12 protein-coding genes and 4 pseudogenes are annotated in these 14,492 nt (G+C 67.5%); 10 read left to right on the top strand and 6 right to left on the bottom strand.

What is annotated here, in order from left to right:
- The 3 genes and pseudogenes from ABD951_RS14695 to ABD951_RS14685 all read left to right on the top strand — a co-directional run.
- Positions 1-711: pseudogene (locus tag ABD951_RS14695) on the top strand (hypothetical protein); the annotation flags it as partial.
- Positions 608-1,198 (top strand): hypothetical protein, encoded by a 591-nt coding sequence (locus ABD951_RS14690; RefSeq protein ID WP_345346037.1) that lies wholly within the window; start codon positions 608-610, stop codon positions 1,196-1,198. The pseudogene ABD951_RS14695 and the gene ABD951_RS14690, both read left to right, overlap by 104 nt.
- Before the next feature lie 543 nt (positions 1,199-1,741).
- Positions 1,742-2,347, top strand: a complete 606-nt coding sequence (locus ABD951_RS14685; protein ID WP_345346035.1) for a hypothetical protein — start codon at positions 1,742-1,744, stop codon at positions 2,345-2,347.
- A gap of 735 nt (positions 2,348-3,082) precedes the next feature.
- On the opposite strand, the gene ABD951_RS14680 is transcribed toward ABD951_RS14685, so the two are convergent.
- Positions 3,083-3,319 carry a rhodanese-like domain-containing protein gene (locus ABD951_RS14680; RefSeq protein ID WP_425569857.1) on the bottom strand — a complete coding sequence of 79 codons (237 nt, stop codon included), beginning with the start codon at positions 3,317-3,319 and terminating at the stop codon, positions 3,083-3,085.
- Between ABD951_RS14680 and ABD951_RS14675 the strand changes: the two genes are divergently transcribed.
- A complete protein-coding gene (locus ABD951_RS14675) occupies positions 3,258-3,707 on the top strand; it encodes a tyrosine-protein phosphatase (RefSeq protein WP_425569856.1) in 450 nt (149 codons plus the stop codon). The two genes, ABD951_RS14680 and ABD951_RS14675, sit on opposite strands and share 62 nt — an antisense overlap.
- 495 nt (positions 3,708-4,202) lie before the next feature.
- Here ABD951_RS14675 and ABD951_RS14670 read toward each other — a convergent pair whose 3' ends face one another.
- Positions 4,203-4,784 carry a lipase family protein gene (locus ABD951_RS14670; protein WP_345346031.1) on the bottom strand — a complete coding sequence of 194 codons (582 nt, stop codon included), beginning with the start codon at positions 4,782-4,784 and terminating at the stop codon, positions 4,203-4,205.
- A 512-nt stretch (positions 4,785-5,296) separates the two neighbouring features.
- Between ABD951_RS14670 and ABD951_RS14665 the strand changes: the two genes are divergently transcribed.
- The gene (locus tag ABD951_RS14665) at positions 5,297-6,007 is read left to right on the top strand and encodes an MspA family porin (RefSeq protein WP_345346029.1); all 711 of its coding nucleotides are present in this window, start codon (positions 5,297-5,299) and stop codon (positions 6,005-6,007) included.
- A gap of 163 nt (positions 6,008-6,170) precedes the next feature.
- Here the strand turns inward: ABD951_RS14665 and ABD951_RS14660 are convergent, their stop codons facing one another.
- The gene (locus ABD951_RS14660) at positions 6,171-6,428 is read right to left on the bottom strand and encodes a hypothetical protein (RefSeq protein ID WP_345346027.1); all 258 of its coding nucleotides are present in this window, start codon (positions 6,426-6,428) and stop codon (positions 6,171-6,173) included.
- A 233-nt stretch (positions 6,429-6,661) separates the two neighbouring features.
- Here ABD951_RS14660 and ABD951_RS14655 point away from each other — a divergent pair, with 233 nt between their 5' ends.
- The 3 genes from ABD951_RS14655 (at position 6,662) to ABD951_RS14645 (ending at position 8,146) form a co-directional block, all read left to right on the top strand.
- A complete protein-coding gene (locus tag ABD951_RS14655) occupies positions 6,662-7,003 on the top strand; it encodes a hypothetical protein (protein ID WP_345346025.1) in 342 nt (113 codons plus the stop codon).
- A 289-nt stretch (positions 7,004-7,292) separates the two neighbouring features.
- Positions 7,293-7,568 (top strand): hypothetical protein, encoded by a 276-nt coding sequence (locus ABD951_RS14650; RefSeq protein ID WP_345346023.1) that lies wholly within the window; start codon positions 7,293-7,295, stop codon positions 7,566-7,568.
- 287 nt (positions 7,569-7,855) lie between these two features.
- Positions 7,856-8,146: a hypothetical protein gene (locus ABD951_RS14645; protein WP_345346021.1), complete on the top strand. Its 291-nt coding sequence runs from the start codon at positions 7,856-7,858 to the stop codon at positions 8,144-8,146.
- Positions 8,147-8,247: 101 nt separating this feature from the next.
- Here the strand turns inward: ABD951_RS14645 and ABD951_RS28700 are convergent.
- Positions 8,248-8,460 (bottom strand): annotated as a pseudogene (locus tag ABD951_RS28700) (DUF1016 N-terminal domain-containing protein); the annotation flags it as partial.
- 146 nt (positions 8,461-8,606) lie between these two features.
- Positions 8,607-11,051: a DUF4185 domain-containing protein gene (locus ABD951_RS14640; protein ID WP_345346019.1), complete on the bottom strand. Its 2,445-nt coding sequence runs from the start codon at positions 11,049-11,051 to the stop codon at positions 8,607-8,609.
- A gap of 511 nt (positions 11,052-11,562) precedes the next feature.
- Here ABD951_RS14640 and ABD951_RS14635 point away from each other — a divergent pair.
- Both ABD951_RS14635 and ABD951_RS14630 read left to right on the top strand, forming a co-directional pair.
- Positions 11,563-11,933 (top strand): annotated as a pseudogene (locus ABD951_RS14635) (alpha/beta hydrolase); the annotation flags it as partial.
- 631 nt (positions 11,934-12,564) lie between these two features.
- The gene (locus ABD951_RS14630; protein WP_345346017.1) at positions 12,565-13,491 is read left to right on the top strand and encodes a hypothetical protein; all 927 of its coding nucleotides are present in this window, start codon (positions 12,565-12,567) and stop codon (positions 13,489-13,491) included.
- A 338-nt stretch (positions 13,492-13,829) separates the two neighbouring features.
- On the opposite strand, the pseudogene ABD951_RS28695 reads toward ABD951_RS14630, so the two are convergent.
- Positions 13,830-14,219, bottom strand: a pseudogene (locus ABD951_RS28695) (ATP-binding protein); the annotation flags it as partial.
- Positions 14,220-14,492: the final 273 nt, after the last annotated feature.

Raw genomic sequence — 14,492 nt, 5'->3', positions numbered from 1 at the left:
GCCGACCGGCGGGTGACCTGCTACTACTTCTACCTCTGGGACGACGACTTCGGGCCGGCGTTCGTGAAGATCTGCGCCTACTTCCCGTACCCGGCGAAGATCTGGGTCAACGGGCACGAGTGGGCCAAGCGGCAGTCGGCCAAGGCCGGGATCGGGTTCACCGAGCTGTCCAACGGGTTCGCCTCCTGCACCAATCCCGCCGCACTGCAGACGATCTGCGACCGGCTCGGCCCGGGCACGATCGGGGTGTTCGCGCAGCGCTGGTGGTCGATCCTGCCGCTGCCGCTCACCGACGCCGACCGCGAGGCCGGCTACTGGTGGCAGCTGTCGATGCGGCAGGTCGAGGTCTCCCGCACGATCGTGTTCGACGCGCCGCGGCACGCCCGCGGATTCTTCGAGGCGCTGGTCGCCGACAACCTGGATATCGGTCGCCCGGAGGTGATCGAGTTGATCTTCAAGCGGGGCCAGCGGCGCGGGCGCCCCGCGTCCGGGCAGTTCAAGACCAAGATCGTCACCTACAGCCGCCGAGGTCAACGTCAACGCCTTCTACCGGCATTCGCGGATCAAGCAGTACCTCAAGGACGGGCGGGCGCTGCGGATCGAAACCGTGGTCAACGACCCGGGCGACGTGGGCTGCCTGCGACGGCTGCCCCACCTCGACGAACTGCAGGCCCGCGCCCGTGCGGTCAACCGTCGCCTGCTCGATACTGAACGTGTCGGCCAGGGATGTGTCCTTGCGAGTCCAGCCTTTGAGCGGATCGCACGCCCCACCTTCACCGAGGACGGCAGGAGGGCCCCGGCCCTACGGTTCGGCGACCCTCGGGTCCAGGCCCTGGCCGGCGCCCTGTGCACCACGACACTCGCCGTCACCGGCATCACCAACAGGAGCCTGCGTGCCTTGATGACCGGACTGCTCGGCGGTGCGAAGTACTCGATGAACCAGGCCGGCTACGATCTGGCGCGGCTTCGGGTCAACGGCCTGATCACCCGCCTCGAACACCGGAACCTGTATCGCCTCACCGACGACGGCCTCGCCTTCGCGATCTTCTACACGAAGGTGCACGACCGGGTGCTGCGGCCTCTGCTCGCCGTCGACCAGCCGCCCTCTCCCTCATCGATACGAAAGGCACTGCACGACATCGATATTCACGTCACACAGCGCATCAATAACGTCAGGCTGCTGCCCACAGCAGCCTGAAACTCAAGCCAACTCTCAATCTCCTAGCGACCAAGCTCGCTAGTGATGACCGCTCGTTGGTGCCCTGGTTTGCCGGGCCGGCTCTGGCGCCGATATTCAGGCGGGAGTCCCTGTTGCGGAATCGAACGGTTCGGGACGAAACCACCCGCCGCAGGTGAGAACCGGTCTGGGTCGTTTGCGCAGGATGGTCGTATGCATTCGCGAGCGGTCGAGATCCCCGAGCTTCGTTGGGAAGCACTGTCGAGCTGGGTTCTCGCGTGGGTCCCTTCTTGATCGACGTGCCGTGAAGGACTGGGCGATCGGCTTGCGCCGGACCGCGGCGGGAGCCGACCCGCTCGTGTTGTGGAACCCCAGGTCGAACACAGTCATGGTGGGGACGCCCGGCCGGTGGCCTTGTGCCGCGTGGCGGGGCGGCGAAGAATCGTCCCCGGGGGGTGGATGCGGCGCGGGCCGCCGGGGATGCCGTGGTGGTGGACCGTGACGGGTCGCCCACCCTCGCGATCGTCGCGGGGACATCGTGTCCCTGGGGGGAGGAGGCATCCGATGTTCATTCAGGTCATCCGGGGCAAGGTCGCCGACGGGCCGGGGCTGCGTCGCTTCCTGGACCGCTGGACCGAGGAACTGCGGCCGGGGGCCGTCGGTTATCTCGGCTCGACCTCCGGCATCCGCGAGGACGGCACGTTCATCACGCTGGTGCGGTTCGAGTCCGAAGAGGCGGCCCGCCGCAACAGCGAACGCCCCGAGCAGGACAGCTGGTGGTTCGAGACGAAGGACTGCTTCGACGGGCCGGTGTCGTTCATGGACTGCCCGTACGTCACGACGTGGCGCGCCGGCGGCGGCGCGGACGACGTCGGGTTCGTGCAGATCCTGGAGGGCCGCACCGCCGACGCGCGGCGGCTCGGGGAGTTGAAGACCGAGGCCGGCGACTCGGGTCACGGGGTGCGGCCGGGGATCCTCGGCGGCACCTTCGCCGCCGCCGACGACGGCCGCTACGTCGAGGCCGTGTACTTCACCGACGAGGCCGAGGCCCGTGCGAAGGACCTCGAGGTTCCCGACGACCTGCGGTCGCTGCTGACCGAGGAGAGCCGGCTGATGGGGCGGGTCGACTACTTCGACCTGCACGAGCCGATCCTGGGCTCCGCCCGGTGAGCGTCGACCGCTGGGGTGGGTGGAGACGGCACCCCCGCACCTCGGCGGGTCCTGTCAACGACGACCCGGTCGACTGTGGTCGCGGTCGCCCGGGAGTCGACGATCCCAGCATCGACAGCAGCACTCGGCAAATCGTCGGCATCGAGGGAGTTCGCAGCGACCACCTGTTGGGCCTTGACGGTCGTCTGCGGGAGCTCGGAATCGGTGTCCACACAAGTGTTCCGAGTCACGAGTTCGTCCTGGTATCTGAAAGTGGTTGCGCACGTAAAAGTGCGCGTTGGGCATCACAACACCGCCGAGCAGCGCCGCGATGGGACGTCTCGGCGGTGAGCGGGTGGGCCCGGTGCACCACCAGGCCGGCATCGATCGCCGCCTGGCACGCCTCCGCCGTGTCCAGCGCGGGAGCGGTCTCGTCAACGCTGGGTCGTGCCGCCGTGCAGCCGCCGCCGGCCACCGCCTGCGCACACGTCGACGCCGGGTAGACGTCGACGGACCGGCCTTGCCGAACGGCGCGAGGAACTCGCGGACCGGAGCTTCGGCGGCGGCCTCGACGATCAGGTAAAGCGTGCGCCCGCCCTGCACGACCGCTTCGCCCAGGATGTCGACGCCGCGCCGGGCGGCGTTGGGGCGGCTGAGGTGGTTGAGCAGGTCCGCCCCGCCGTACGGGTCGGCGGCGGGGCAGCGCTGCGCGTCGTGCTGGTGGCGGACGATGAACAACGACATGGCTGTGCCTCCTCACGACGCGACCATCGCGAACGTCCAGGCCGTGTACCCGCCGAGCAGATCGGAGACGTCGGCGAATCCCGCCGCCGCCAGCACGCTCGCGGCGATCATGGACCGGTAACCGCTGGCGCAATAGATCACCGTCGGGCGAGCCGGGTCCAGGTCACCGAGGTGCTCGACCAGGCCGGTGAGCGGAACGTGGACGGCGCCGTGGATGACGCCGGACTCCGTCGCCGAGGACCCGGACATCCTGCCGGCCGGCGTTCGGTACACCAACATCGACATCTTCGGTCGCGACCTCGAGTCCGAGGGGGCCCGGACCATCCGCTCGGCCGCAGACGCCAGGGCGTTCATGGAGTCGATGAACCGTGGCTTCGTCGTCAACGAGCACGAGCGCAGCGCATTCGCGCGACTGTTCACCCAGTTGGCGAACACCCAGGGCCCGCAGCTGTTCCACTGCAACTCCGGCAAGGACCACACCGGTTGGGCGGCAGCCATCGTGCAGAGCATCGCCGGCGCCGACCCCGAGACGATCATGCAGGACTACATGCTCACCAACGAGTACTCCGCGGAGACGATCAAAAAGAAGAACGAGCAGCTCCTCGCGGCGGTCGGCGCGGAGCGGGCCGCATGGTAGGCGCCGATGATGGGTGTCGAGAAGAGCTACCTCGGCAGGCTTCGCCGCGCTCGACACCGGGTACGGCAGTGTCGACAAGTACCCGACCGAGGGTCTTGGCCTGAGCGCCGACACGCTAGCCAAGCTCAAGAGCAAGCTCGTTTGCCTGACCCGCGGGGCGGTTGGCCATCGCCCGCAGCAGCTGGCCGCCCACCGCGTCTTCTCTGCGACCGCAAAAAGCCCTGGCCCTATCAGGCTCGAGCGGCCCCACCTGGCAGAGAAATCTGGCCCACGCCTGCACGACTGGGTGATGGTGACGGAGATATTGGCCCCACCCTCCGACACGGCCGGGGTGCTGGTTCGGCGCACTCGGACCCTAGCGCCGGAATCGGCGCGATGATCGGTTCCACGACACCGCCGCAGTGAGGGGTTCGGTTTGGAGCCGTATCGGGTGCAACTGTTCGAGGCAATCCCCGCGACGCACGGCGGGAGTACCGGGGAGTCGAGGGATGTTCGTTACGGGTGAGCGGCGATCCATGCGGTCAATCCGTCGCGATACGCGGCGAGATCGTGGCGCCAGGCCAGATCGATCGGACCGCCACTGTCGACCGCGATCTCGGCGCCGACGTGGGTGTACGGGGCCGGCGGCACGTGCGGCACGATGTCGAGGAAGTTCACCACCCGGAAGCAGCTTTCGATGGCGGTGTTGAACGAGGTGACGAAGTCGCTCAGTCCGACACGCGGTCCGGCGAAGGTGACGAGCCTCGGTTCGAGGGTGTTCGGTGGCATGTTCCGGAAGATGTCCGGCGCCGCGAGCACCGCCAGCGCCGCGCCGAGGCTGTGCCCGGTCAGCAGGATCTGATCACAGCCGGCGCAGGCGGCCGCGAGGTTCGCGGCGACGCTGGTGCGCACGAGCTGGTACGTCGCCTGAAAACCCGCGTGCACCTGTCCGAATCCGGCGATCGGTGCGTAGGCCTCGGGTTCGAAGTCGAGGTCACGGAGCCAGTCGAGATCCCGGGTGCCGCGGAACGAGACGAACGCCGTTCGGGTGCCGGCGTTGTGTCCCATCAGCCCGAAGACGCGGGTGTTCGCCGTCATCGCCGTCACCGCCGGATGCGGGTCGGCCATCGCGGCGAGGGCGGTGTTGTCGGCCTGGACGAGGGCGGATTTGCACGAATCCGGGTGGAAGAGCGGGAGAACGGCCGTTCGCCACGTCGTAGGCGGCCTGGGTGAGAGGAAGTGCCACGTCCCTGGCGAACAACGCGTCGAATGCCATGGACAGCAGCATACGGCCGACAATCCCTGGTGGACCAGGCTTTTCGCCTACGCTCTACGCCAGGTCGCTGCCGTCGGGCGGGCGTCGAGGCGTTCGCGAGGCTGCGGGTCGGCGGAGCAGCAGGCGCCGTCGGGGTTTCGGTGCCCGTCATCCGAGTTCGTCCTCGACGATCCGGCGTCGCAGTCCTTGGTTCGCGATCGGTCTGCGGATGCGCAACGTAGTGGGAGCGTCCACAATGATCTGGCGGCTCTGGTGGGGGACCTTCACCAGCGTCGCGGGTGATCGGGGGCACGTGGATCTCGTGACGCCCGTGTGTACGGAAGTCACTGAACAGATGGGGATTTCAATGGAGCTGCGTCGGGAACGTCGAGTTCGCCGGGGCGTCACGCGCGCGGTGGCCGCCGCGGGGGTGGTGGCCGTGGGGCTGACCCTCGGCACAGGGAACGCCGCGGCCGGGGTCGACAACGCCAACAGCCTGATCGACGCCGCCGGCGACCGCGTCGAGGTGTCCCAGGGCGACACCGTCGTCACCCCCGTGCCACCACTGGACAGCTCACCGCTCAGCCGCGAGTTCTTCCACGACGGCTACGCCGCGGTCAGGATCGACGGCCCCGGCGCGGCGGGCGCCACCGGCACCAAGCTGACGTTCGGGTACCAACTCGGGTATCCGATCGCGCTCACCGGCGCCACGATCCAGCTGAACACGCCGAGACTGGGCTTCGAACTCGAGGGCACCAACGCGCTGGCCCTCGGCCTGGCGCCGCCCCCTGTCACCGTCGGCGTCGTCGCGGGCAACCGCGCCGAGCTGCTCGGCGACATCATCCCGCAGCAGAACTTCACGTTCGACCTGCAACCCGGCGGGATCACCGACGTCCCGATCGTCGACGGCAAGGCGTTCGACGGTCCGGCGGCGAAGATCCGGGTGGCCGGCGTCCACGGCAGCGTCTCCGGCGCGATCGGGCAGGTCACCCTCCGCCCCTACGCCAAGGTCGAGATGGCCAGCGGCGACATCGTGATGACCTACGGCAGGCCCGTGATCCTGTAACGATGCACCTTGACTGCCGGGGCCAGGACACCCATCTCCCCGGCTCCTGCGGTGGGCCCGCCGGATCGCGGATTCGCGACACTACCCCGGCCAGGATCGCCGCAGTGACACCACGCCAGAGGCGCACGCCGAAGAACCGGGGCGGTGTCGCCGGGGTTGCGGTCTAGTCGGTGCGTCGTCGGGAGAGTGTCCGGCGATCTCCGGCCAATTCGGCGTTCGAGCGAGCACGTTCCGCGTCTCGTTCGTGGTTCGCGGCGGTGAGGTGTTCGACGAGGAGTGCCCCGAGTCCGGCGAGGAGTTCGGTGGCGTCGGCCCGGGAGAGGGTGAGGGTGACGGGTCGACCGTCGAGGCGGGCGGTGATCGTCACCTGTCCGTCGTTACGGGCGATGCCGGACCGCTCGATGTGCGTCAGCTTCGTCATCCTCTCCCCCTGCGCGGGGCCTCGTATGGGACGAACGTTACGCCGATTCGGCGGAGGGGCGGCTGGGTCTGGTGTGGTTTTTGAGGCGGGCACCGAGGTGCGGGGCCAGATGCTGCGAGCTGCGGCGGTGCAGTGCCGCCTGTCGTGCAGCGGACATACCTGTCGGAAGCAACGGCCCGCGTTGACATTGCCACGGCCTGCTGCTTTGGTACCGGCACCGCACCATCCGCACAATGGCGTGCATGCCCTCAGCTCGACCGGTCGACCCATCGTTTCGATGGGACGCGCTCGTCGCGTGGATCCTCGACTGGGAGGTTGCCGACGAAGTGGACGACACCGTCCTCGAACGGTGGTCCGACGGTCTCGCCGCAGCAGCATCCCGTATCGATCCGCATGTCCTGTGGTCCCCGCTGACCGACACCGTGGTCGCGCCAACCGGCTACACCGAGACACGCATCACTGCCGTCCTGCGTCAGTGCATCGCGAGATACGCAGGCTCGACGACTGAACAGGTCCTCGCCGATCCACGCGCCGATACGGACACCGACGCGTTCCCGTCGTCACCTCCAGCGTGAGACGGATGCTGAACCGGCTGGGATCGCCTTCGTTCACCACCCGCTCGCCAGACCTGATGCCGTCCTTACCCGCCCCGTGTTTTGTTCTGCTGAGACATGCGCTGAGGTTGCCGCGGCTCGCCGCCGGAACAGATCGGCGCTCGACTGGAGAGTGGAGATGCCGAGGGCCCCGGGCGGGTAACAGCGGGTCGGCACAGGAAGATACTTCGGACATGACCACGTGCCACCCAGTCGTGGCCCCGACGTCACCCGCACCACAGCTCGAAATGAGGGAGAAGGGAGAGATCCCGTGACCGACATCCACGCCACCCCGTGGCGCAACACCCGGGAGTTGACCGACACCGAGATCGAGGTGGAGGTGGCCGGCATCAAGGCCGGACTCGAAGCGGGCGGGCTCACCTTCACCGCCGAGGCGGAGAAAATTGCGCGGGCGGTGCTCGCCGGCGAGAAGACCGCGGACGAGGCGATCTCACGCGGAATCACCGAGGTCCTTCACCGGCACGGCCTCGTGCTGAACCGCCCGTCGTCCAGGCGACAGCGCGGCACCCGACGAACCACGCGCTGACCGATCCGTAGGTCCTCGCCGAAGCCGAGACAACACCGCCGCCGATCGAATGGCCGAACCCCGAGCGGCTCACTCGACCCCGCGTCGCCGAGCAGGTGGCCGCGATCGGGCATCTCGAGTTCGACAACCGTGGTTCGAAGTTGACGTTGTCCTCGCTGCTCGTGCCGGGTCTTGCCCGTCGTCGATCGTGGCTTGGCGGGATCGCTAGTGACGTGATCCCAACGAGCCCGACGCGGTTGCGTTCGGCATGTCAGCGCAATCGATCTGGCGTGTCGGGTGCGTGTGACGTGTCGACGAAGGCGTGGAGGGGGTCGATCCGCCAGATGTCGGTTCGGTCGGAGTGGGCGAGCCGTCGGCGGGCGTCGGCGGGCGTCGGCGGCGCCCATGCCGACGAGTCCGTCGAAGAACTCACGGTCGAAGAAAACGTAACCGAGCAGTTCGCCCTGGCCGGTACCGAGCATCCGATTGAGCAGCGCGAAGTCCGGCGACCGCAGACCCTTGAGCCCGCCGTAGCGACCGCAGCGGACGACGCCACCATCGACATCGAGAAGTACCTGGACATGGCCCCACAGCAATAGTGCAGCGGGATGCTGCACAAATGTCGCTTCGGTCGGCCAGACCTCCGCGGCCTTGCGCATGAAGAGGTTGCGGCGCGACCATCCACGCGGTCGGGGAACTCGCGCTGCAGATCAGCCGCGACGCGGTCGACGACCTTCGTGCCCCAACCAGCGACGCGCTGACGCTCGACAATGTCACGTCCGATCGACCAGTACAGCCGCAGGACCTCGCTGCTGGCGGCCCGGGCAGCTCGCACCTGGGTAGCACGGACCCGCGCCTTGAGCTCGGCCAGAAGGTCGGCGTAGCCAGCGACCTCAACGTCACGTGCACGCATGGTGGTCATCCTGCCTTCCGGCACCGACGGTCCCTAGTTCCCGCCCCACTCAGCCGCTGGCGGCACCCCTCGGTCACCGCAATGCTGGCAGAACTGAAGAAGGGCGCTACCGGGGTTGCCGGGTGTCGGTTGCATGGGAAGCCCCGTCAGTACCCGGGCACTCCCAGTTGGTGGCCGAGTGCTGCGATCGCGTCGACGATCGAGCGGCCCCCGAGCTGATTCCAGCCTCGGCCGTCCGGTCCCCGGATCTGATCCCAGACATCACGGGCCCGGTCCGCGGTGGCAGCGGGCAGTGGAGCGGGCGCCGCCCCGGCCGGCGGCGGTGTCATCCCGGGAACGCCTTGGTGCATGCCGATCTCGGCGAGGGCGTCGACGACGGAGCGGTTGTTCAGTTGTGGCCAGCCGGCGCCGCCGGGGCCGAGGAGTTGGAGCCAGAAGTCGAGCACGCAGTCGTCGACGCCGAGTTCGCCGGGTGCGCCGCTGAACAGTTCCCGCAGGCCGTCCAGGGTGCCTTCGTAGGCGTTGACGTCGACGAGTTGGCCGGCGACCTGCCCCTTGTCCGAGAACTGGAGAATGTCGACCGGAGCGCCGGGGGTGTAGTCGTTCCAGCCGGCGAATCCGCTACCGGGATAGATGACGGAGGCGAATCCGGATGCGGTGACGTAGTGCGAGTTCCACAGCGCCGGCAGCCCGTTCAGTGGTGGTGATCCCATGTGGCCCTGCCAGTACCAGCGGGGAAGGTAGATGGCGCATACCCGCATGCCCGCGGCGTTGACGGCATCGACGAATCCGCGCAGGTTGGCGCCGCTACCAGGGGTGTTCGGGTCCTCGTAGTCGAGCATGACCGGGATGGTCGGGTCGCCGAGGTGTGCTTTCAGGTTGGCGACCTGGGCGTCGATCGGGTCGCCGTTGCGGGCGAAGTGGTAGCCGCAGAACATGCCGGGGAAGTGTTGTTGCATCAGGTCGCGGTTGCGGGGCCAGAAGGAGTCCTTGAAGAAGTCGCCTTCGGTGCACTTGGCCGCCATGAAGGAGAACCCCTCCCGTTTGGTGGCGGCGATGTCGAAGTTGCCCTGGTGGTTGGAGATGTCGACCCCGTAGAAGGTTCCGGTGGCCGGGTCGATGGCCCCGGTGGGTGGGTTGGCGGCGCCGGCGAGCAGGGGTTGGGGGTCGATGGCGCCGCCGCCGAAGCGGCCGGGTGAGGTCCAGACCTCGAAATGCAGGTGTGGGCCGGTGGAGTCGCCCTCGCTGCCGACCCGGGCGATCTGCTGGCCGGCGCGGACGAACATGCCCTCCGACACGAGAAGGTCCGCGGCGCGCATGTGGCCGTAGACCGTGTCGACGTGCGCGGTGGCCTGGTGGTCGATGACGATCCAGTTCCCGAAACCGGAGGCCGGACCGGAGCGGACCACCACGCCCTCCTCGACGGCGTAGACCGGCTCGCCCAGCGGGGCGGCGAAGTCGACGCCGTTGTGATCGGGCCGCGCGGGAGTGCGAAATCCCGAGGAGATGATGTTGTTGCCGTTGGCGACGGGTACGAAGGGAAAGGCCATCGGAACGATTCCTCCTGCTGTGGGGTGGTTGGTCGGGGTCGTGGTGGTGAGCGGCACCACCGGTTTGATGCCGGAGATCCGGTATTGCATCGCCCGGTACGGGTTCCCGCTCGCCGGCCACTGGCTGACGATCATCCCGAAACCGCCGGTCCGGTCGAATCGGCTGTCCGGGTGGATGTAGCAGCCGTAGAGCCGGTCGACGACGTCGGGACCGCCCTGACCGAAGAACGAGCCCTTCACCGGGCGATAGGTGGGGGCGGTGTGCCAGTTGTCGGTCGGCTTCGCCGCGACCTTCACGAACGCGGTGTAGGCGCCGGCATCGAATCCGGAGAACACCAGGTTGCCCTGGATGCGGCGCAGGCAGATCTCGCCCAGCCTGGTGCGGTCGGGCAGAATGCCCCGGGTCGGGTCGTCGCCGGGCGGGTTCCCCCACCCCCAGGAGGCGCCGTTCCAGCCCCACGGCACCCACGCGGCCGGGTCGGCGATCCGCGCCTCCGGGACCCGATGCAGGATCGCGTTCTTGTTCCGGGCAAGACCACCGGTGGAGATGATGTAGACGAACCCGTCACCGCCCTTCTCCCAGGTGACCATGGTGCGCTTGCCGCCGTAGACGGAGGTGGACCACCGCACGCCCGTGTCGGTCCAGTTCTCGCCGAGGTCGTCGGAATACCGAATCTCGCACCACTTCTCGTTGCCGAGGCCTTGAGTGACCATCACCCACAGATAGATCCTGGTGCCGATCGAGATCGCGTCACAGGGCAGAACCGTGGAATATTCCGGGTTGTCGTGCACGTAGTCCCACAGCTGGCGCGCGGTGCGCGCCGCCGACGCGAAGGTGATCGGCGTCGTGACATCGTGGCTGTCACTGCGCAGCAGCATCGGGGAACGCCAGTTCGCTCCACCCACGGCGGGCTGCGTCCCGGCGAACGTGTCACCGAGCACGAACCCGATCTGACCGTTGGGCAAGCGAAACGGAATGCCCAGGTCGGTGCCGCCGATGTCGAACTGCGGCAGCGGGTTCAAGGACTTCACGAAGACCATGTCGCCTCCTTTCGGTCGACGGTAGGCGCGAACCTCACACCGTGCACCACGGCGGACGACGGTATTCGCCGGACCGCCACCCGAATCGGACTGAGGCGAGGTGGTAGCGGCTTGCCCAGCTTTCGCGTACGTGCCGAGTCGTTCGACCCACGCCGCGACGTCGTCAGCCTCGGCCGCCACAGTCGTAAAGCGATCTTCCCGCACGCACCGGACGAACTGCGGCGGCGCGCCGCGATGGCAGGCGACGCACACATATTCACCGTCATGTGGTGCGTTCTCCGACCACCGACGGTCGTACGAGCGCTGCGGCGACCTGCCGCCAGCGGAGTACGGGGCCCCTCTACCACGTCGCCACGGGGCTCAGCTCGTCGCTGAGCTCTCACACCAGTAGGTTCCCGGACTCACCGGGGCGGTTGGGGGATTCGTGGAGGCCGCCGCCGTGAATCCGATCCACCGAACGCTCACCTCGACACGCGACCGGAAGAATGCGCGAACCGGAGGATTGGTGGGGTTCGCCGGCGACAACGTCACCCTCGTGATGCCGGTCGGCGGCGAGGCCAGCTTCTACACCGACTGGCTCGCCCCGTCGAACATCAACCAGCAGCAGGCCACGTACAAGTGGGAGACGTTCCTGACCGCGAACTGCCCGACTACCTCGCCACCCGCGGTGTCTCCCGCACCAACAACAGCATCCTCGGCCTGTCGATGGGCGGCAGCTCCGCCCTTTCGCTCGCCGCGCACCACGGCGACCAGTTCAAGGCCGCCGCTTCGTTCTCGGGCTACCTGAACCTCTCAGCCCCGGGGATGCGGGACGCGATCCGCGCCGCGATGCTCTCAGCCAACGGGTACAACGCCGACTCGATGTGGGGCCCGCAGTGGTCGAAGGGCCGGTCGGCGATCGCAATCTAGGCGATCGCCTGTGCGCTGGACACAAGACCCAGTTGAGTGTCAGTGCGCCGCAGCAGCGGTAGACCGAAATCGCCTTCGGAACCTCGGTCAGCAATCCCCGTGCGAGACCGGCTCACGGCCAAGGACGTGTGTGAAGCAGGTAGCTCACCACTCGTGAGAAACCGTTTGCGCCGGCGAGAGAATCGTTGGGACCGCCGAGGATCTGAGCGGGAGGCCCCCATGCGATCGACAGCTGACGGCAAGGCCCGGCTCCGCACCCGTGTGTTCTTGCTGGCTCTGATGGCGTTGGTTCTGACGATTTCCACTGCACTCGCGTCCGGTTGTGATCGAGTGTCACGAAATCCACAACCCGACACTCCCACCGCGCCGGCCTCCGCGCCGGCACCGCCCGATGAGCCGGTGCCGCCAAGGGTGCCGGATACCGGGGTCGAGATCGAGCCACCCGAGGTGGGGTCTCGGCCCACCGCAGGTAGGGCCGGCGGAGTTGGTCCGACGCTACCGACGACACCGTCGCCGGCCCCGGGCCTGGGTACCGAAGGCGAAAGCCCGGTGTCGCCTGATGAGTGAACCGGCGCCACCGCTGTCGCAGGCACCATCGATAGCGGTGGACAAGTGGATCGGTGTGGTCGCGGGTATCGTTGCGCCCACCACTGTCATCACCGGGCTGTGTTACTACTTCGGCGCAGCCTCCCAACGCGCGTTCTTCGCCTACTTCAGCCTCAACGCCGACGCCCTTGGGTTCCCCACGGCGTACTACGTGCTGAACAGTGTGGAGGTTCTCTATCCCGCCCTCGTGATCCTGTTTGCAGTGGCCTGCGGGGCGTACTGGATCCTCACATACGGGAGGCGAGTCCTCCATCGCAACCGGCGATCGCGTCTTGCCCGGCGTACCGGATGGACTGTGATTGCGGCAGGGGCAGTGCTGACAGCACTGGCGGTCTGGGCAGTCCTTGGGCTCGACTACGCGGTACCCAGTGGCGCGATGGTTCCGGTCGCGTTGGGCCTGGGGGCGGTGCTGATCGCGGCGGGTACCGAGGTTCTGGTCGCGCTCCGGACGGAAGGTTCCCCGCGGTTCGCCACCTCCGCGGAGCTGTTCACGTTGCTCTTCTCGGGTGCAACGCTCGTTCTGGCACTGTTCTGGCTGACCAACATCTATGCCACCAGCTACGGAGTAGATCGCGCCGAGCACGCCGCCCAGGACTTGTGGGCCAAGAAAAGCGTGGTGGTGCTCGAGACCGTCGACCCCGTCGTCATCCCACCGAACTTGGTGAAGAAGACCGAACACGATCCCCAGCCGGGGCAACGGTTCCGGTACCGGTACGAGTGCCTTCGGGCACTCGCGGTCACGGATGACCTCTGGGTTCTGGTCCCCGCCCGATGGACGATCGAAAACGGGTACGCGTTGATCGTTCCCATCGACGAGTTTTCGCGCATCAACGTGGCTCGGCGAGCGGGGCTCGTCGGTACGCCAGCGGCGGATTGGAATGCAGAAAACAAGAAATGGCAATGCCCCGAGGTCGCCCATCGGTGACCCCCTGGAGTTCTGCGCGGAACAGCCGCGGCCGAGTACCGTCCATTCGCCGACCACAATTGTTTGACGGTCACGTAATTCCCCAGGGGTGTCCGTCATGGAATGAAGGTGGTCCTACGACGGATGCCGGTTGAGCCGGACCGCACGCGACCTGTTCAAACTCGCCTGCGGCCACGCCGACCGTCGACAGTCACCAGCTGCTGCTCACACGCCGACGGTATGCGCGGCGACTCGGATGTCACTCGGAGGAGGATTCAACACGAACCTGCCTGCGCCAATGGAAATTGACCGTTCGACTATCAATGCCGCATCGCGCCCCCACCTCGTGTTCACGAATCATCACTTCCCCTGCTGGCTACTTGATGACCAAGGGCTTAGCCACAAGGGTTTCCCGCCACCAAACGGGCCCGTAGAGGATCACGGACTCGCCGGCGTCGAGCCACCGCAGTGCAGCCACGTCCCGCAGCATCGCCGTCGGGAGTTTCGCGTTGAGGGTGAAGTCGAAGTCCCCGAACATGGCCCGCGGCTCGAACCTCGCCCGCCGCACCCGCCGACCGAGGGCAGCGGTGTCCCTGCGGCCGATCTCGTCCTCGCAGCGCACCTGCAGGAACTCCAGATGCGCGAGCTTCCCGTCGCATGTCTGGGCGAGGTGGGCGTCGAGTGTCGAGTGTCCCGGTGAGTTTCAACGTCTTCAAGGCGGCCCGAAGGCTGGGGTCGTGAATGATCATGACAGGGCCTCGATTCTCGAAAGGAACTGGAATACACGCAGTTCGAATGCCCAACCGGTGTCGGACCGGGTCGGCGGTGTGCTGGTCGGCGAAGGCGTCGGGGCCGCGGAGGAACGCCGGAGCACCGACCGGGTCCGACTCGGGAGCGCCGTCGTGTTCGGTACCCGCGTCGCCGAAATCTATCGGCGGTGGCGCGAGAACAACTCGACCACATCGCCGTCCTCGGCGACTTCAACGACACCCCCGACAGTGCGCCGCTGCAACCGCTGCTCG

This window comes from Rhodococcus olei (assembly GCF_039540555.1).
In the GTDB taxonomy this organism is placed as follows: Bacteria; Actinomycetota; Actinomycetes; order Mycobacteriales; family Mycobacteriaceae; genus Rhodococcus_G; species Rhodococcus_G olei.
The sequence above is the reverse complement of the archived record's forward strand: the minus strand, read 5'-3'. Positions and strand labels throughout refer to the sequence as shown.

Coding starts and splice junctions, on each gene's coding strand:
- ABD951_RS14685 (WP_345346035.1), top strand. CDS start 1,742: ATGTTCATTCAGGTCATCCGGGGCAAGGTCGCCGACGGGCCGGGGCTG.
- ABD951_RS14680 (WP_425569857.1), bottom strand. CDS start 3,319: ATGTCCGGGTCCTCGGCGACGGAGTCCGGCGTCATCCACGGCGCCGTC.
- ABD951_RS14670 (WP_345346031.1), bottom strand. CDS start 4,784: ATGACGGCGAACACCCGCGTCTTCGGGCTGATGGGACACAACGCCGGC.
- ABD951_RS14665 (WP_345346029.1), top strand. CDS start 5,297: ATGGGGATTTCAATGGAGCTGCGTCGGGAACGTCGAGTTCGCCGGGGC.
- ABD951_RS14660 (WP_345346027.1), bottom strand. CDS start 6,428: ATGACGAAGCTGACGCACATCGAGCGGTCCGGCATCGCCCGTAACGAC.
- ABD951_RS14655 (WP_345346025.1), top strand. CDS start 6,662: ATGGCGTGCATGCCCTCAGCTCGACCGGTCGACCCATCGTTTCGATGG.
- ABD951_RS14640 (WP_345346019.1), bottom strand. CDS start 11,051: ATGGTCTTCGTGAAGTCCTTGAACCCGCTGCCGCAGTTCGACATCGGC.